Origin of the sequence: Aeromicrobium sp. MLTX1, from assembly GCF_046452335.1 — a bacterium.
GTDB lineage: Bacteria > Actinomycetota > Actinomycetes > Propionibacteriales > Nocardioidaceae > Aeromicrobium.
In genome coordinates this window covers 854729-872326 of sequence record NZ_JBKFDN010000002.1, presented here as the reverse complement: position 1 = coordinate 872326, position 17598 = coordinate 854729, and the positions used below count along the sequence as shown (strand labels likewise).

The following is a 17598-nucleotide window of genomic DNA, read 5'->3' as shown; positions in this document are numbered from 1 at the left end:
GCTTCACCCGGTACAACGAACGGGAGTGCGCTGGTGTTCCGTTCTCAGGAGTTTCTTGGAATGGCGCCGATCACGTGCTACGCGTGGCGGTGTCGATGATCCACGCCAGCTCCCAGGCCCGCTGACGCCACGCGGCGTAGCGGCCGCTGACGCCACCGTGGCCCGCGGCCATCTCGGTGCGCAGCAGCACCGAGCGCTCGGCGCCGGTGACCTCGCGCAGCCGGGCGACCCACTTGGCCGGCTCGACGTACAGGACGCGGGTGTCGTTGAGCGAGGTGCCGGCGAGGATCGCGGGATACGGGACGTCGGCCACGTTCTCGTAGGGGGCGTACCCCTTCATGTAGGCGTAGACCTCGGGATCGTGCAGCGGGTCGCCCCACTCGTCCCACTCGATGACCGTGAGCGGCAGCGAGGGGTCGAGGATCGTGGTGAGCGGGTCGACGAACGGCACGTCGGCGAAGATGCCCGCGAACGCGTCCGGGGCCAGGTTCGCCACGGCGCCCATCAGCAGGCCGCCGGCGCTGCCGCCCTCGGCGACCAGCCGGTCGGCGGAGGTCCAGCCCTCGTCGGCCAGGTGACGGGCGCAGGCGACGAAGTCGGTGAAGGTGTTCCTCTTCGCCAGCTGCTTGCCCTGGTCGTACCAGGCGCGCCCGAGCTCGCCGCCGCCGCGGACGTGGGCGACGGCGTAGACGAAGCCGCGGTCGAGCAGGCTGAGCCGGGAGATCGAGAAGTCGGGGTCGAGGCTGATCTCGTACGAGCCGTAGCCGTAGATCAGTCCCGGGGCGCTGCCGTCGCGCGGCGTGCCGCGGCGGCACACGATCGACAGCGGCACGAGGGCGCCGTCGTCGGCGCGCACCCAGGCGCGGTGCTGCTCGTAGTCCTGCGGGTCGAAGTCGCCCAGCACGGGCGCGCGGCGCCGCAGGATCCGCTCGCCGGTGGCGGGGTCGAGGTCCCAGATGGTGGCGGGCTCGACGTAGGACGTGTAGCCGATGCGGAGGTAGCGCGGGTCCCACTCGGCGTTGCCGGCGAGGCCGCACGTGAACAGCTCGGCGTCGAACTCGAGCTCCTGCGGCGCGCCGATGCCGTCGTCGCCGATGTCCATGAGGGCCAGGCGCGTGGTGGCGTCGCGCCGGTACGACACGGCGAGGTGGCGCGCGAACGCGTCGGCCGCCTCGAGCCGGACGTCGTCGGACCCGGGGATGAGGACGTGGGTGTCGGTGGGCTTCTCCAGCGGCGCCAGGACCAGCTCGAAGTTCACCGCGCCGTCGTTGTGCAGGATCGCCAGCTGGTCGCGGCCGCCGACGACGACGTGCTCGACGGAGTAGTCGACCCCCTCGCGGCGCGGCCACACGACGGCGAACTCGCCCGTGGGGTCGTGCGCGTCGAGCAGGCGGACCTCGGTGGTGATCTTGGACCCGACGGCGATCACCAGGAAGCGCTCGGAGCTGGTGCGGCCCAGGCCGACGAAGTAGCGCTCGTCGGGCTCCTCGAACACGAGGACGTCGTCCTCGGTGGAGCCGAGCTCGTGGCGCCACACCCGGTGCGGGCGCCAGGCCTCGTCGACCGTGACGTAGAAGAGGTGGCGGCCGTCGGCCGACCACGTGGCGCCGGGCGCGGCGCCCTCGACGACATCGGGCAGGACCTCGCCGGTGGAGAGACGCCGGACGCGGATCGTGTAGCGCTCGTCGCCCTGGGTGTCGACCGACCAGGCCAGCAGGTCGCCGTCGTCGGAGATGCTGAACGCGCCGAGGGAGAAGAACTCGTGACCCTCGGCCTCCTCGTTCGAGTCCAGCAGGACCTCCTCGCCGGGCAGGGTGGCGCCGGGCTCGACGACGGGCGGCTCCCAGTCGTCGGGGCCGGCCAGCGGCACGCGGCACCGGATGCCGTACTGGCGTCCCTCGACCGTGCGGGAGTAGTACCACCAGCGGTCGTGGCGCACGGGGACCGACATGTCGGTCTCGAGCGTGCGGTCCTTGATCTCGGTGAAGACCTGCTCGCGCAGGTCGGCCAGGTGCGCCGTGGTGTCCTCGGCCCACGCGTTCTCGGCCTCGAGGTAGGCGATCGTCTCGGGGTCGTCCTTGTCGCGCAGCCAGTCGTAGGCGTCGACGACCGTGTCGCCGTGGTGGGTGCGCTCGCGGGGACGGCGGGGGGCGGAGGGGACGGTCGGCCGCGGGTCGGTCATTCCCCGACCGTACCGGCCGGCTGCGACACCGTCCCGGCATGGCCGGGAACCAGATCGGGGTCGTCGGCGCGCAGGGTCCGCACGGGCCCGACGGGGGTGTGCCGCGTCTCGAACCGCACGGTCACCAGGCCCATGCCGCGACCCCACACCCAGCCGTCGCCGTGCTCGGCGTGGTGGACGTCCATGCCCGGCGACCAGTCGCGCCGCGGCGCGGGGGCCGGGACCTCCTCGACCGGCTCGGGCAGCACGGGCTCGTCGTCCGGGACGTCCTCGGCGAACAGGTCGTCCTGGACCCAGTCGGCCAGCCCGCTGATGCCCACGCCCAGCAGGCGCAGGCCACCACCGGTGTCCGTGGCGTCCAGCAGGCGGCGGGCGGTCTGGACGATCAGGCGCGTCTGGTCGGTGGGCCCGGGCAGGGTGAGCGAGCGCGTGTGGGTGGTGAAGTCGTGGTAGCGGACCTTCAGCGTGACGGTGCGGCCCGACAGCTGTGCGCGCCGCAGTCGCTCGGCGGTCTTGCGGGCGAGCGAGTCGCAGATCAGGCCGAGCTCGGCGCGGTCGACGATGTCGGTCTCGAACGTGTCCTCGGTGCTGACGGACTTGTTCTCGCGGTGCGAGCTGACGGCGCGGTCGTCGATGCCGCGCGAGAGCCGGTGCAGCGAGGCGCCGGAGGCCGAGCCGAGCAGGTCGACGAGTTCCGCCTCGGAGTGACGCCACACGTCGCCCACGGTCGTGACGCCGATGTGGCGCAGCCGGGCCTCGGTGGCGGGGCCGACACCCGCGATGACGCCGATCGGCATGGGCTCCAGCAGGTCCCGCTCGGTGCCGGGCGCGACGATGAAGGAGCCGTCGGGCTTCTCGATCTCACTCGCGATCTTGGCCATGAGCTTCGACGACGCGACGCCAACCGACGCGGTGAGCCCGTCGGTCAGTCGCGTGACGTCGGAGCGCAGCTCGTCGACGAGCTGCGGCAGCCGGTCGGGGTCGAAGTGCTCGCCCGCCGCCAGGTCGACGAACGCCTCGTCGAGCGAGAGCGGCTCGACGGCGGGGGAGAGGGCGCGCAGCCGGTCCATGACGATCCGCGAGGCCGCGCGGTACGCGTCGAACCGGCCGGAGAGGAAGGCGGCGTGGGGACAGCGCGAGCGGGCCTCGGCCATGCTCATCGCCGAACGGACCCCGAACCTCCGCGCCTCGTACGACGCGGTGGAGACGACGCCGCGCTGACCGATCCCGCCGACGATCACGGGCTTGCCGCGCAGGGACGGCTTGTCGCGCTGCTCGACCGAGGCGAAGAACGCGTCCAGGTCCAGATGCAGGATCGAGGCCGTCGGACGCATGCGCCCATTGTCGCGCCGTGCCCCGACGCTCGGGCCGTTCCCCCGGCGACACGACGGCGTAACGCGCGGGATACGAGAGATTTCTAGCCTGACGACACCATGAACGGTCTCCCACGTCCCGCGGCCCTCGAGCGGGCGATCGCCGATCCGCCCGCGGTCCCGGAGGTGCGCGAGGCCTCCGACCTCGCGGGCCTGGACCGCCGGTCCGTTCGTGCGGAGGACCTGCTGGCGAACTCGGTCGCGGTCATCGCGCCGGCGGCCAGCGCCCTCAGCGTCCCGTTCGTGCTGTTCGCCGTCGTCGGCCCCGGCGCCTGGCTCAGCGCGGTGCTCGGCTTCGGGCTCGCGCTGCTGCTCGCGGCGGTGTTCTCGCAGTATGCGACCCGCATCGCCGCGCCCGGCTCGATGTACACGTGGGTGACCCGGTCGCTCGGACCGTGCGCGGGGCTCCTCGTGGGGGCGTCGATGCTGCTCGGCTACGCGATCCTCGTGGCGTTCGGCCTGTCGCAGACGATGCGCCGGTCCACCGACGCCGTCGCGTCCGCCGCCACCTCCGCGCCCGCGCTCGGCGCCGGGGCCCAGTGGTGCATCGGCGTCGCCGTGGTGATCGTCTGCCTGCTGGTCTCCGTGCGCGGCGTGCGGGTGGCGACGCGCTTGGCGCTGGTGGTGGAGTCGGCACTGGTCGTGGGTCTGCTGGTCCTCGCCGGGCTCACGTTCGCGCGGGAGGGCGCGCCACCCCTCGCCATCCTGTCGCTCGAGGGAGCCGATCCGTGGCGGGTCCTGCTCGGGGCCGTCGCCGTGCTGGGCATCACCGTCGGCTTCGAGTCGTCGGCGGCGCTCGGCGGCGAGGCCGAACGACCCTTCTGGAGCGTTCCGCGGGCGATGACCGGAGCCCTGCTCGTGGCTGCGGGACTCTACGTCGTCGCGTTCACGGCCGTCGGCACGCTGGCCGCTCCCGCGGGGGAGCGCCGGGGCGGCCCCGCGCAGTGGTGGTTCCCGGAGTCGGTGGACGCCCACGTCGCCGACGCCGTGTTGAGCTCGCTGCTCGCGGTCTCGTTCCTGGCGCTGACCCTGTGCGCGTGGAACGCCCTGGCCCGGGTGGTCTTCTCGTTCGCCCGCGAAGGCGTCCTGCCCGCCGCGCTGGGCCGCACGCACGCCCGGTGGGGGTCGCCCGTCGGGGCGCTCCTCGTGATCGCACCGATCGCGATCGCTCCCGCGACGCTCACCCTGGTCACGGGACGCCAGGTGGGCGTGCTCTCGATGACGCTGCTGCAGCACGCCGTGCTGGTCCTGTTCGTCGCCTACGCGCTGGTCGCGCTCGCGCTGCCGGTCTTCCTGCGCCACCTCGACGAGCTGACGCCGGGTCCGCTGGTGCTCGCGGCCGTCACGGCGGCGCTGACGCTGCTGCTGGCGGGACTCGCCATGGTCGAGGACGTGCGCCGCGGCGACTTCGGCGGACTGACGCTCACCGGAGGCTCGCTCGGCGTCGGGCTGCTCTGGTTCGCGGGCCTGCGGTGGCTCCGGCCCTCCGCGCTGCGTCGGATGGGCATCCACGACGAGACCATCCGCACGGACCTGCTGAGCGCATGAGCGGACCGGGTCAGTCGTCGAAGGTGCCGCCCGCGGCCTTTCGCGGCCGTGAGCCCGGCGCCGTCGACAACGCCTTCGCGATCCTCGAGGAGGTGGCCCGCTCCGGAGCCGGCGTCTCGGCGCGGGAGATCGCCGAGAACCTCGGCATGCCGCGCGCGACCGCCTACCGGATCCTCAAGCACCTCGTGCAGCAGGAGTACCTCGTGCGCAGCCCCGACCTGTCGGGGTTCGCGCTCGGGCAGCGCGTCCGCGACCTCGCCCGGGGAGCCGAGGCCCTCGGGACGACCGCCGATCCCTGAGGGTCAGGGCCAGCCGAGCAGCACGCGAGCCCGGACCGCGGAGAGCGGCAGGAGGCCCGACTGGCCCCCCCGGGCCTGCATGGCGCGGGAGTCGAAGGAGCGACGGCGGTTGTCGCCCAGCACCCACAGATGCCCCGGAGGCACCGTGACGTCGTAGGCCACGTTCGACACGTCGATCGGCGGCTCCGCGAGGTACGGCTCGTCGACCACGCGGCCGTTGCGCATCAGCAAGCCCCCGGGCGCGCAGCACGTGACGCGGTCGCCCGGCAGTCCCAGCACCCGCTTGACCATCGCGGTCTCCCTGCCACCCTCGCCTCCGGCGGCGCCCGAGCGGGCACGGTCGGCCTCGCGCCAGCTGCGCGGCACGTCGAACACGACGACGTCGCCGCGGTCGAGGTGCCGGGTCCCGAGCGACGTCGTCAGGAGGGTGCTGCCGACCTCGTGGGTGGGGGCCATCGAGGGCGAGGTGACGGTCGCGTGCCCGAGGAGTCCGGTCAGGAAGCACACCGCCAGCATCGCCGCGAGGGCCGTGGCCGCCCACCAGGCAAGGTGGCGCGGACGACGCGACGTCAGCCCGCGGGGCACGTCCGCGGTCCGTCCGTCTCGCACCACTCGCGCACGAGGCCCTCCATGTAGCGGATCTCGGTGGTCTGCTCGGCGATGATGTGCGTCGCGGTGCTGTGGACGAAGGCGTTCGACTGGACCGGCAGGTAGTCCTGCGACATCGTGACGGCGCCCTCGTGGTGCTCGATCATCGCCCGGAGGAACGCGACCTGCGCCTCGGGCGGGGCGAGCGTGGCGATCTCGTCCACGCTCTTCTGCGCGATCATGCCGGGCATCGAGCCGGCAGCGTGCTCGTGCTCGGCCGAGGTCCCGGTCTCCTGCTGCCAGGCGCGCAGCCACGCCGTCATGGTCGTGATCTCGTTGCGCTGGTCCTGGATGATGAAGCGCGCCGAGGCGTTGACGCGCTCGTCGAGCGCCGGGTGCCGGCGGACGTTCTCCGAGAGCTCGATCGCCTGCCGGTGGTGCGCGATCATGTCCCGCACGAACGCGACGTCGGCGGCCTGGGGCGGCTCGGCCTTCTCGAGACGGGGGAAGGTCTTCACGGTGCCCCAGGGGCGCTCCACCGTGGGTCGCTGCGAGGCCGTGTCGGCGGCGACGGTGCCGCCGAGCGCCACCTGCTGCGGCTGCGATCCGCAGGCGGCGAGGACCAGGGCCGTCAGGGCGAGGGCGAGCGGTCGCACGAGGGTCGTGAGGCGCATGAGGTGCTCCATCGTCGAAGGGGTTGGGGGACCGGGGCGCCATCCGTGCGGATGGCGCCCCGGCGCGGTTCAGTCCGTCGTCAGCTCTTGACGACGAGCTTCACCGCGGCGCTGCCCGGCTTGACCGTGCCGCTGCCCGCGTACGACACCTTCACCGCGTAGCCCTTCGGCTTCTTCGGTGCCGTGAACGTGAGGTTGGCCTTGCCCTTCACGAGGGTGAGGGTCCTCACGGTGCCGGTCACGACGAGCCTGACCTTGCCGGTGGCGGGCTTGCCCGCCGCGGTCACCGAGATGGCGACCTTGTTCTTCCGGCCGGGCTTGACCGACTTCGCCGCCAGTCGCACCGCCACCTTCGGCGTCGCCTTGGCGACGGGCCGCGTGGTGGGCGCCGTCGTCGGTGCCGTGGTGGGCGCCGTCGTCGGAGCGGTGGTCGGCTCGGTCGTCGGCTCCGGGGTGGGAGCCGTCGTGGGCGGGGTGCCCCACACGACCGCGTCGGACTCGGCGACGTTGGACGGGAAGCCCGCGGCCGACGCGCTCACCTTGACCGAGATCGACGCGTTCATGTCGGCCTCGCTCAGGGTGTAGTCCTGACCGGTCGACACGGCCTCGCCGTTGCGGAACCAGGTGTACGCGTAGGTCAGGCTCTGCGCCGCGCTGCGCCACGTGCCCGCGCTCGACGTCAGGACCTTGCCCACCGCGGGAACGACCGTGGCGGTGCTGTCGGCCTTGTCGGTGATCTTCGGCTTGACCGTGTTCTCGGGCGTGCAGGGCTTCGTGACCGCGTTCACCGAGGAGAACGGGCCGTTGATGCACTTGCGCGCGTCCTGGATCGTCGGCTTCTGGGCGAAGAAGTCACGCGGGACCAGCTGGAACTTCTGCCAGTGGATCGGCATCGGCGACTGGTCCTCGTCCTTGTCGGTGTGGTGGAACCCGACGTTCACCCACGCCACCGGGTCGGTCAGCTCGTGCGTGTCGTTCGCGACGTAGTCGAGGATGGTCTGGCCCGGGCAGCCCGCGTTGAGGTTGTCCGAGGCGTACTCCTCGCACGAGCGGTAGTTCGTGAACGAGACCGCCGGCGACGTGACGGGGATCAGCGCGTTCGACGTGTTGTTGTTCACGATCTCGTACGAGCGCGCGTGCCCGTCCTTGTTCTTGCTGTTCGGGTTCAGGACGCGCCACCAGCTGAGCTGGTCGTGGTCCTCGTTCTCGACCGAGGAGAACGCCGAGCCCTTGACGGTTCCCGTGCCCTCGACGATCGGAGCGCGCGTGCCGGATCCGGGACTGCTGAAGTCCCACTGCTCGACCGTCTGCCGCTCGCCCTTGTCGATGCCGAAGTCCACCTTGTAGATCGCGTTGTGCCAGTGCGAGCCCGCGTACGACTGGACCTCCTTGGTGGTGGTCTGGCCGCCCTGGGTCGTGGTCACGGTCGACTTGCCCGACAGCGGCCAGCCGACCTTCGGGTTGGTGCCGAAGAACGCGCCGGTCTGGCTCTCGGAGGCCCAGCCCGGTGCGATGTCGCCCGTGGCGCCCAGGCCGACGTCGATCTGGCCGTGGTCGTCGAACGCGACGCGCTGCTGGTACTCGTACCAGCTGATCTTCGAGATGGACGAGACGGCGAGGGTCGTGCCCTGGTCGGCGTACAGCGTGCCGCCGCCGATCTGGGTCTCCTGCGCGTGCGTCATCAGGCCCGTCGGGTCCTCCTGCACGCAGATGCCCGGGATCGTCCGCTCGACGAGACGTCCGCTGTACGTGAACGACTGGTCCACGTCGAGCGCCTCGCCGGAGCACACCTCGGGCCCCTGCGTCATCAGGTACTGCTTGCCGAACCCGTACGAGGTGATGTCGTTGTACTGCACGTGACCGGTGTCGTACGGCACGTTCAGCTGGGCGATGTTGAGCTGGTCGAGCACGCGCTTGTAGCCCGCGTACTCGTAGTCGCCCGTGGCCGGCTTGAACTCGATCTGCTCGAGGATGAGGCCCTTGATCGGGTGGATGCGCGCGCACATCCGCCACGCGGACCCGTTCGCGAGCTCCTTCTCGATGAGGCTGTCCGCACACGCCAGGGGCGACTCGGCGGCGGTCGCCGCCGTCGAGGGCAGGACCGAGACCAGGCCTGCCGTGAGGAGTGCGGTCGCGCCGGCGGCGACGATCCGCGTCAGTGTCTTCTTTCGCATCGGACTTCTCTCCCTGCTCACTGCGTGCGGACGATCTTCTGGGTGGACAGGTTCACGACGAAGTCGAAGGTGTTGAGGTACACCCCGGACGCGGTCGAGACCATCAGCTGGGCGCAGCGGTCCTCGCCGCACTCCTTGCCCTTGGCCGTGGTCTTGTTGAAGACCCAGGCACCGGCGACGTAGTCGACCTGGTCGGGGTCGATGAGCGGGACGCCCATGTTCTCCTCGAACTCGGCCTTGAACGCCAGCTTCTCGTCGGACTCGACGGCGATCCGCATCGCGAGGTCCGCCTCGGTGGCCGAGGTCGGGGGCTGCGCCTTGGCCGACTTGGTCGAGTCGACGACCTTCCCGGTCTCGAGGTCCACGACCTGGTCGTAGGCGATGTCGTGCGTGTAGTCGTAGAGCGCCACGACGGCCTTGCGGCCGGAGTAGTCGTCACCCAGGTCGGGCAGGTCCGCGTAGAGGAACTCCGGGCCGGTCTTGCCGCGGACGTCGGTCGCGTCCCCGGGGATGGTGGAGTCGGTCGACGCGACGTGGATCGCGTAGCCGGTCTCCTCGGCGGACAGCGTCGCGCGGTCGGCGCCGAGCTTCGGCTTCTTCGTGGGCAGGTCGCCGTCGCCGACGACGGTGAACTTGCTGCTCTCGCCGGAGTCGGTGCCGCTCACGTCCTGTTGCGCCATGACGTAGGTCGTCGCGGCGGCGGTCAGTCCGAGGGCGAGTGCAGCGACGGCGACTTTGCGTGTCCTCCAGGGCACGCGCTGTGACGCATTCACATGGTCTCCTTGTGGGGCTGGTTGGGTGATCGACGCCGGAGGAGCCGGAGCCGTCGGGACCGGCCCAGGGAGCCGGTCCCTCGGTCCGCCGCTGCCGGCGGGCCGAGGTCTGGGGAGCGGCGCGGCCGCACGAGTCAGCGCACGGTGGCCTTCCTGGTGACCGAGGCGCCCGCGGTGGAGGCGTCACCGGCGTAGACGACGCGTACCGTCGCGCGGCCCTTGCGCAGGCCCTTGATGGTGAGGGTGCGGGTCCCGCGGGAGAGGGTGGTCCGCACGATCTTCGTCTTGCCGCGGACCTTGACGGTGACGGTGACGCGCCCGGAGCGCGTGCCCACGGAGGCGACCTTCGCGGTGACCTTCAGCCGGCCCTTGCGGGACGACTTCGCCGAGACGCTGAGGCGGCTCGTGGCCCGGGCGACCGGCCGGCCCACGCTGGTGGCGCTCGTGCTTCCGGCGACGTTCGTCGCGGTCACGACGACCGCGACCCGGGAACCGGCGTCGGCCGCGGTGAGCCGGTGGGTCCGCCCGGTCGCACCGGCGATGGCCTTGCCGTTGCGCGTCCACCGGAACGTGTGGCTCGCCGAGGCGCTCCACGAGCCCGTCCCGGCGGTGAGGGTGCTGCCGACGCGGGCGGTGCCCGCGAGGGTGGGTCGCGCCACGTTGACCGGCGCGACCGCGACGGGGGCCGGCGTGGTGACCGGCCCGAAGCCGGTGGACTCGGCGAGGCCGGCGGTCCAGCCGGACTTCGACGCGGTGGCTCGCACCCGCAGCTGCGAGCCGACGTCGGCGGTGGTGGTGGTGTAGCTCGGCCCGGACCCGACGACCGTGTCGCCCCGCAGCCACTGCAGCGTCACGGTGGCGTCGGCGGGCGTCCATGCGCCCGGGGTGGCCGTCAGGGCCGAGCCGACGGTGGTCGACCCGGAGATCGTCGGCTTCGTGACGTTCGCGATCGCCTGGACGGGGGCGGTGCCGCCCGTGACGAGCGCCGTGGGCGCACTCGTGGCGGACTCGGTCGCGCCCTGCACCATCGCGATGGACTGCACCGAGATGCGGTGGCCCGCGTCCGCGTCACGGAGTCGGTAGGTGGAGCCGGTCGCGCCGGCGATCACCGCGCCGTCGCGCAGCCACTGGAAGCTGAAGTCCACCCCGACGGTCGGGTACCACGTGCCGCGCGTGGCCGTGAGCACGGAGTCCACCGCGGCGGTGCCGGAGACCGTCGGCACCGTGAGGTTCTCGCTGATCTGCGTCAGGTAGGCGTTGGCGACATAGGTCTGACCCGTGCCGAGCGTGATCGGGGTGGCCTGGGGCTTGTCGGGCTGGTTGTCGTACCACTCGCTGACGGCCTCGTTCTGGTTCTCGAACCACAGGATGTAGGAGCCGGCGTCCAGTCCGCGGAACTCGTACGCCCCGGCGGAGGAGTTGGCGACCGTCGCCTGGACGAACTCGCCGCTGAGCCGGTAGAGCGAGACGTCGATGCCGGGCGCGATCACGTGACCGGTCTCGAGGACCGTCCCTCTGATGACACCGGTGCCCTCCGCGTGCGCCACCGAGGGGGTGAGCGTCGTCAGCGCCGTCGAGGCGACGGCGGCTGCGGTGAGCTGGGACAGGACTCGAGTGACAGTCATGCGGGGAAGTTCCTTCGGGCAGGGGTCGATTCGGGCCTCAATCTGACGGCGGTGCGTTTCGCGCGGCGGTCGCGGTGGGATCCGGTGCGTTACGAAAGCGCCGTCCGTGTGAAGGAGTCGCGACCGTGAATGAGACACCGAATGGGACAGGGCCCCGGCGGGCCGGGGCAGCCGTGACGGCCGTGTAAACATCAGGTCACCGGTGCGGGAGCCGGAGAGCCCGGGCCCTACGCTGTCGGCATGGTCGCCCCCGCCGCCCCGATCGCACGCATCGCGCGTGCCGGTGCGGTGAGCCTGTGGGCGACGCTCATGGCGGTCGGCGCGCACGTCGCCGGCAGCGGGCAGCCGCCGCCGGCCGTGGTCCTCGTGCCGGTCGTCGCCGGCGGGACCGCTCTGGCCTGGTGGGCCGCCGCGCGGCGGATCGGCTTCGCTGCCGCCGTCGGGCTGCTCGCTACCCCGCAGATCGTCGTGCACGTGCTGACCGGCTACGTCCACGGCCACGAGCTCGTCCCCGGCTGGGGCATGCTGCTGGCCCACGCGGCCGCGCTGGTGCTGGTGGCGGCGGGCGTGGCGCTGGCCGAGCGGCTGTGGTGGGCGTGGTGGCGTCGCGTCACCTTCGTCCTGAGCCTGATCCGGCCGTCGTCGGCCCCCGTGTCGGTCGCGATCGCGCGGCGTGGGACCGACCCGCGTCTCCCGTCCGGTCTGCTGGAGCACGTCGTGGTGCGGCGAGGCCCGCCCTTCTCCCGGGTCGTCATCGTCCCGGTCGCCCGCGTCTGCGGGTGACCTCGTCCCGCCTGTCCCCAGGCGGTCCCAGCTCAGGAGAAGAACCACATGTCCCTCACCCATCACGTCACCCGCACCGCCGCCGTCCTGCTTGGATCGACGGCACTGGTCGCGGGCACCGCGGCCGCTGCCTCGGCACACGTCTCGGTCACCCCGTCGTCGACGGCAGCCGGCTCGTACGCCGTGCTGACCTTCTCGGTCGGCCACGGCTGCGAGGCCTCGCCGACGACGCAGCTCACCTTCCAGATCCCCGAGGAGGTCATCGCCGTCACGCCGACGGTCAACCCGAACTGGACGGTCGAGAAGAAGATCGAGAAGCTCGAGTCCGCGGTGAAGGGCAGCCACGGCAGCGAGTACACCGAGCGCGTCGCGGAGGTCGTCTACACCGCGAAGACGCCGCTCGCCGACGGCCTGCGCGACACCGTCTCGTTGCAGCTGCCGCTGCCGGAGGAGGAGGGCGAGAAGCTCGTCTTCCCCGTGATCCAGACCTGCGAGAAGGGCGAGACCGCCTGGACGCAGACCTACGAGGAGGGCCAGGACGAGCCGGAGTCCCCGGCGCCGTTCATCACGACCACGGCCGCCGAGGCCGACGGTCACGGCCACGGTGACGCGGCCGAGTCCGACGAGGAGCCGGCCGAGGCCGGCTCGGGCTCGGACGCGCTCGGCTGGACCGGCGTCGTGCTCGGCGCCCTCGGCCTGGCGGCCGGCGGCCTCGCGCTCGGACGCACGCGGAAGCGCGCGTGACCTTCGCCCCACGCACCCGGAGGGCACGGCTCGCCGCCCTGCTCTCCGGGCTGCTCCTGCTCCTGGCTTGGCCGACCGCAGCGTTCGGCCACGCCACGCCGATCGGGAGCAACCCCTCGGACGGTCAGGTCCTGACGTCCTCGCCCGGCGAGCTCACCGTGTCGTTCACCGAGCCGGTGACGCTCGCCGGGAACGGCAACGCCGTGCTCGATGCCACGGGCGAGGTCGAGCCCGCGGAGTTCTCCGTGCGGGACTCCGTCCTGACCATCCGCCCCGACCAGCCCCTGCCGACGGGGACGCACGTCGTGACGTGGCGCGTCGTGTCGGCCGACTCGCACCCCGTCACCGGTGGATTCACGTTCGCCGTGGGCCAGGAGACGCCCGGCGCCATCGGCGTTCCCGACTCCGAGGCCCAGCGCGAGCTCGTCGTCGCCCGGACGGTCGTCGAGGCACTTCGCTACGCCGGCGTGCTCGGCCTCGCGGGCCTCGTCGCGTTCTGGCTCCTCGTCGCGCCGCGTCCCGTGCGCCGCCACGAGGCCGTCGAGCGCCGCACGCGCGGTGTCGCACGAGGACTCGCGCTCCTGTGCGTCGTGGGCTCGATCCTCCTCATCCCCCTGACCGCCGTCTGGGAGTCGGGCGCCGACCTCTCCTCGGTCGTGGCGTGGGAGTCCTGGCGGGACGGCTCGACGTCGTCCGCGGGCACGGCCGCCCTCGTGGCGACCCTCGGCGCTGTCGCCGCCCTCTGGGGCCGCACGCGCGAGCCCGTCCTCGCCGCCGTCGGCATCGCCCTGCTGATCGGCTCGCTCGCGCCGGTCGGTCACACGCGCAGCTACGGCCCGTGGTGGGTGGTGGTCCCGGCCGACCTCGTCCACGCGACCGCCGGTGCCGTGTGGTGGGGCGGGCTGCTCGGCCTCGCGATCGTGCTGGCCGCCGGATCGACCCTGCGCGTCCAGGACCGCGCGACGACGATCAGCCGGTTCTCCGTCCTGGCCGGGGTCGCCGTCGTCGCGCTCGCCGTCGCGGGGGCCGTCCTCTACTGGAGGGTCGCCAACTCGCTTCCGGCGCTGTGGCAGACCGGGTACGGGCGCGCGGTGCTGGTCAAGACCGCTCTGCTCGTGCCCGTCGTCGCCGTGGCGGTCTGGAATCGGCGAGTCCTCGTCCGCCGGGTCAGCGGCCGCGACGCCACCGGTGCCGAACGCGTGCTGCGTCGCACGGTGGCCTTCGAGGCCGTCACGATCGCGGGGGTGCTGATCGCCACCGGCGTGCTGGTGGGGCAGACCCCGCCTCCGAGGGCCGACACCGTGCTGGAGGACGTTCCGATCGTCCAGCGCGTCGAGCTGGACCTCGCCGAGACCCACCGCGTCGAGCTCGTCGTGACACCGGCCCGCCGCGGCGTCAACGCCGTGCAGGTGACGCTGACCGACGCCGCCGGCCGCGTCGTCGATCTCGCGGAGCCCCCACGGCTGCAGATCGCACTCGAGGAGGGCGACCTCGGCCCGATCAACCGGCCGCTCACGCGAACCGCCGAGGGGCACTGGGAGGGGACCGCGGACCTGCCGCTCCCCGGATCGTGGCGCTTCCTCGTGGCCGCGCGGCTGACCCGCTTCGACGAGCCCGTCGTGTCCGCGGAGGTGGAGATCCCATGAGCCTGCGTCGAGGATCGGCCCTGGCCGCCGTGGCGGCACTTCTCGCCGTGCTCCTGGGGTCGGCCCCGCCGGCCCTGGCGGACGCGTCGGTCGACGCGGTCCTGCCCCAGGGAGACGGGACGTCCGTTCTCGTCGTCGCCGTCGACGGGGGATGCGGCGACGCGTCGACGACCGGCCTCGTCCTGGAGATGCCCGAGGGCGTCGCCCTGGTCGACGCGACCGCACCGGACGGCTGGACGCGCCTCCTCGAGGGCTCCCGCGTCGAGTTCACCGGACCGGGGATACCGGCCGGACAGGTGACCGAGTTCCTGCTGACGTCGCGCATCGGCGCCGAGCCCGGCGCGTCGGTCGTCCTCGGCGTGGAGCAACGGTGCGCCGGTGGCGGCCGGGGTGAGGCGTCCTCGGCGGAGTTCGAGGCGACGCCCGAGTCCGTGGATCCGCGGATGACCGTGCGCCGTCCGCCGAGCGTCTCCCCGGGGGCCGACGGCGCGCAGGTGGCCCTCGTGGTCGCGGTGCTCGTTCTCGCGGCCGCCTCCGGCACGGCCGTGGCGCGGCGCCGGAGCGGGCGTCCCTAGCCGACCGTCCACAGGCCGCGCCGAGCCCGTCCGGCCGTCCACAGGCCGCCGGCGAGGGGTTCAGCCGGACCCTCCTCGACCACGAGGGTCGGCCCATGACCGAATCCGTGTTCCGCGCCCACACCCACGAGGACCTCCTCAACGCCCTGCCCACCTTCTTCGGGTTCGTGCCCCGCGAGTGCGTCATCGGCATGGCGGTCTCGGGTCCGCGCTGCCGGTTCGGGTTCCGGCTGCGGCACGACCTGCCCGAGCCGGGCGACGAGCAGGCGCTCGCGGCCGAGCTCGCCCCGCACCTGCTGCGCAACGGGGACGAGGGCTTCTTCGTCTTCGGACTCTCCTCCGACGCCGAGCGCGCCCGGACGATGGCGCTGGCGCTGCGCGACGCCCTGCCGCCGGGCCGTGACTGGCTGACGATCTGGGCCGACGACCACCGGCTCTGGGCCGACCTCCCGGAGGTCCCGCCCGAGGGCCAGCCGTACACGCTCGACGCCCACCACGAGGCGATCGTCCGCGCCGTCGCCGAGGGTCAGGTCATCGCGCGGGACCGGTCCGACCTCGCCGCCGAGGTGGCTCCGGCGCGCGACCCCCGTCGCCGCTGGCTCGACGCGGCGCACGACGAGGAGCTCGGGCGCTTCATGGCCCGGGCACTGACCACCGATCCCGACGCATTCCTCGCGGGGGAGTGCGCTGCCGTCGCCGATCTCACCGACCGGTTCCTGGCGGGGGAGCACCTCACCGACGGGCAGCTCGTCGAGCTCGCGGTGCGTGCCTCCGGACGACAGGTCCGCGACACCGCGTGGCTGCGGATCACGCGGGACAACGCCGGGCAGATGTACCAGCTGTGGGCGGCGGTCTCGCGCATCGCGGCCGCGGACTTCGCGCCGGCGTCACTGTGCCTCGCGGGGTTCTCGGCCTGGCAGATGGGCGACGGGGTCCGCGCGCGGTTCGCGCTGGAGCGGGCCCTCGTGCTGGAGCCGCACTACCGGATGGGCCAGCTGCTCCGCGGCGCGCTCGAGGCGGGGATGCATCCCGACCTCTGGGCCACAGCGGGCGCGAGGCCCTGATCCGCCCCTAGGCTGGCGACATGGGACAGGACGTCGAGGCCCGGGAGTTCACGGGCGAGGACCGGGCTCGGTACCGCGCCAAGGTGCGTCGCAACCTCGACGTGCTCGCCGCGATGCTGGGACAGCAGGACTTCTCGGTGCCGGATCCGCACGTCGGCATCGAGATCGAGTTCAACCTCGTCGACGACTCGGGCGACCCGGCGCTGCGGAACTCCGAGACGCTCGACGCGATCGCGACCGAGGACTTCCAGACCGAGCTCGGCCAGTTCAACGTCGAGATCAACGTGCCGCCGGCACCCGTTGCGGGCCGCGGACTGGCCGACATGGCCGAGCGCATGCGCGAGGACCTCAACGTCGCGCAGGGCAAGGCGCAGAGCGTCGGCACCGGCCTCATGATGATCGGCATCCTGCCCACGCTGGACGCGCCGCACCTGACCCGCGAGGCGATCTCGGCGAACCCGCGCTACCACCTGCTGTCCGACCAGATCCTCACCGCACGCGGGGAGGACATCCACCTGGTCATCAACGGCGTCGAGCGGCTGCGCACGACGATCGACACGATCATCGCCGAGGCCGCCTGCACCAGCACCCAGCTGCACCTGCAGGTCGAGCCCGACGACTTCGCGCCCACGTGGAACGCCGCGCAGGCGATCGCGGGCGTCCAGATCGCCGTCGGCGCGAACTCGCCCTTCTTCCTGGGCAAGCGGCTGTGGCACGAGACCCGCATCGCCCTGTTCGAGCAGGCCACCGACACGCGCACCGACGAGCTCAAGGCGCAGGGCGTCCGGCCGCGGGTGTGGTTCGGCGAGCGCTGGATCACCTCGGTCTTCGACCTGTTCGAGGAGAACTCGCGCTACTTCCCGGCGCTGCTGCCGATCGTCGAGGACGAGGATCCGGTGGCCGAGATCGAGGCCGGTCGGATCCCGGTCCTGCCCGAGCTGCGTCTCCACAACGGCACGATCTGGCGCTGGAACCGCCCCATCTACGACGTCGTCGACGGCAAGCCGCACCTGCGCGTCGAGAATCGGCTGCTGCCCGCGGGTCCCACGGTCAAGGACACGGTGGCGAACGCGGCGCTGTTCTACGGCCTCGTGACCGCGCTGACCGAGCAGGAGCGTCCCGTCTGGAGCCAGCTGTCGTTCAAGGCGGCCGAGGAGGGCTTCCACGAGGCGGCCGCGGCGGGCATCGAGGCGCAGGCCTACTGGCCCGGCATCGGCACGGTGCCGGTGCGCGAGCTCGTGCTGCGCCACCTGCTGCCCCTGGCTCACGTGGGCCTCGAGCGTCGGGGCGTGGACGGCGCGGTCATCGACGAGTTCCTCACGATCATCGAGCGACGCTGTGTCACGGGGCGGAACGGCTCCACGTGGATGACCGAGCAGTTCGACCGGATCCACGAGCGTGGGAGCGACGTCTTCGACTCGATGCGGGCCCTCACGCGCCGCTACGCCGAGCACATGCACAGCAACGAACCGGTGCACTCCTGGCCCGTCGACTGAACCGGTACTCGTCCGTCTTGGGGACCGTGGCACACTGGTGCCAGAGGTTGACCG

At 72.5% G+C, this 17598-nt stretch carries 15 protein-coding genes; 8 read left to right on the top strand and 7 right to left on the bottom strand.

Going from position 1 to position 17598, the window contains the following annotated elements:
* Positions 1 to 70: 70 nt before the first annotated feature.
* Positions 71 to 2182 (bottom strand): S9 family peptidase, encoded by a 2112-nt coding sequence (locus ACK99Q_RS14685; RefSeq protein WP_410186849.1) that lies wholly within the window; start codon positions 2180 to 2182, stop codon positions 71 to 73.
* The gene (locus tag ACK99Q_RS14680; protein WP_410186848.1) at positions 2179 to 3516 is read right to left on the bottom strand and encodes a DNA polymerase IV; all 1338 of its coding nucleotides are present in this window, start codon (positions 3514 to 3516) and stop codon (positions 2179 to 2181) included. Before ACK99Q_RS14680 ends, ACK99Q_RS14685 begins: the two co-directional genes overlap by 4 nt.
* 99 nt (positions 3517 to 3615) lie before the next feature.
* On the opposite strand from ACK99Q_RS14680, the gene ACK99Q_RS14675 reads away from it, so the two are divergent.
* Together ACK99Q_RS14675 and ACK99Q_RS14670 are read left to right on the top strand one after the other, a co-directional pair.
* Positions 3616 to 5103 (top strand): APC family permease, encoded by a 1488-nt coding sequence (locus tag ACK99Q_RS14675; RefSeq protein WP_410186847.1) that lies wholly within the window; start codon positions 3616 to 3618, stop codon positions 5101 to 5103.
* Positions 5100 to 5402, top strand: a complete 303-nt coding sequence (locus ACK99Q_RS14670) for a helix-turn-helix domain-containing protein (RefSeq protein WP_410186846.1) — start codon at positions 5100 to 5102, stop codon at positions 5400 to 5402. The genes ACK99Q_RS14675 and ACK99Q_RS14670 overlap by 4 nt, the downstream gene beginning before the upstream one ends.
* 3 nt (positions 5403 to 5405) lie before the next feature.
* On the opposite strand, the gene lepB is transcribed toward ACK99Q_RS14670, so the two are convergent.
* The 5 genes from lepB to ACK99Q_RS14645 form a co-directional block, all read right to left on the bottom strand.
* The gene (gene lepB, locus ACK99Q_RS14665; protein ID WP_410186845.1) at positions 5406 to 5987 is read right to left on the bottom strand and encodes a signal peptidase I; all 582 of its coding nucleotides are present in this window, start codon (positions 5985 to 5987) and stop codon (positions 5406 to 5408) included.
* On the bottom strand, positions 5972 to 6664 hold the full coding sequence (locus ACK99Q_RS14660) for a DUF305 domain-containing protein (protein ID WP_410186844.1): 693 nt from the start codon (positions 6662 to 6664) through the stop codon (positions 5972 to 5974). The genes lepB and ACK99Q_RS14660 overlap by 16 nt, the downstream gene beginning before the upstream one ends.
* Before the next feature lie 80 nt (positions 6665 to 6744).
* Positions 6745 to 8838, bottom strand: a complete 2094-nt coding sequence (locus ACK99Q_RS14655; protein ID WP_410186843.1) for a hypothetical protein — start codon at positions 8836 to 8838, stop codon at positions 6745 to 6747.
* A gap of 17 nt (positions 8839 to 8855) precedes the next feature.
* Positions 8856 to 9593, bottom strand: coding sequence for a hypothetical protein (locus tag ACK99Q_RS14650; RefSeq protein ID WP_410186842.1), 738 nt, complete (start codon positions 9591 to 9593; stop codon positions 8856 to 8858).
* A gap of 152 nt (positions 9594 to 9745) precedes the next feature.
* Positions 9746 to 11236 (bottom strand): hypothetical protein, encoded by a 1491-nt coding sequence (locus tag ACK99Q_RS14645; RefSeq protein ID WP_410186841.1) that lies wholly within the window; start codon positions 11234 to 11236, stop codon positions 9746 to 9748.
* Positions 11237 to 11476: 240 nt separating this feature from the next.
* Between ACK99Q_RS14645 and ACK99Q_RS14640 the strand changes: the two genes are divergently transcribed.
* From ACK99Q_RS14640 to ACK99Q_RS14615, 6 genes are all read left to right on the top strand, one after another.
* The gene (locus ACK99Q_RS14640; protein ID WP_410186840.1) at positions 11477 to 12019 is read left to right on the top strand and encodes a hypothetical protein; all 543 of its coding nucleotides are present in this window, start codon (positions 11477 to 11479) and stop codon (positions 12017 to 12019) included.
* A gap of 48 nt (positions 12020 to 12067) precedes the next feature.
* Positions 12068 to 12763, top strand: coding sequence for a YcnI family protein (locus ACK99Q_RS14635; protein ID WP_410186839.1), 696 nt, complete (start codon positions 12068 to 12070; stop codon positions 12761 to 12763).
* Complete coding sequence (locus ACK99Q_RS14630; protein ID WP_410186838.1) at positions 12760 to 14409, top strand: copper resistance CopC/CopD family protein; 1650 nt, start codon at positions 12760 to 12762, stop codon at positions 14407 to 14409. The genes ACK99Q_RS14635 and ACK99Q_RS14630 overlap by 4 nt, the downstream gene beginning before the upstream one ends.
* Positions 14406 to 14984: a hypothetical protein gene (locus ACK99Q_RS14625; RefSeq protein ID WP_410186837.1), complete on the top strand. Its 579-nt coding sequence runs from the start codon at positions 14406 to 14408 to the stop codon at positions 14982 to 14984. Before ACK99Q_RS14630 ends, ACK99Q_RS14625 begins: the two co-directional genes overlap by 4 nt.
* A gap of 95 nt (positions 14985 to 15079) precedes the next feature.
* Positions 15080 to 16048 carry a DUF4192 domain-containing protein gene (locus ACK99Q_RS14620; protein ID WP_410186836.1) on the top strand — a complete coding sequence of 323 codons (969 nt, stop codon included), beginning with the start codon at positions 15080 to 15082 and terminating at the stop codon, positions 16046 to 16048.
* Between the two features lie 20 nt (positions 16049 to 16068).
* Positions 16069 to 17544, top strand: a complete 1476-nt coding sequence (locus ACK99Q_RS14615) for a glutamate--cysteine ligase (protein ID WP_269306627.1) — start codon at positions 16069 to 16071, stop codon at positions 17542 to 17544.
* Positions 17545 to 17598: the final 54 nt, after the last annotated feature.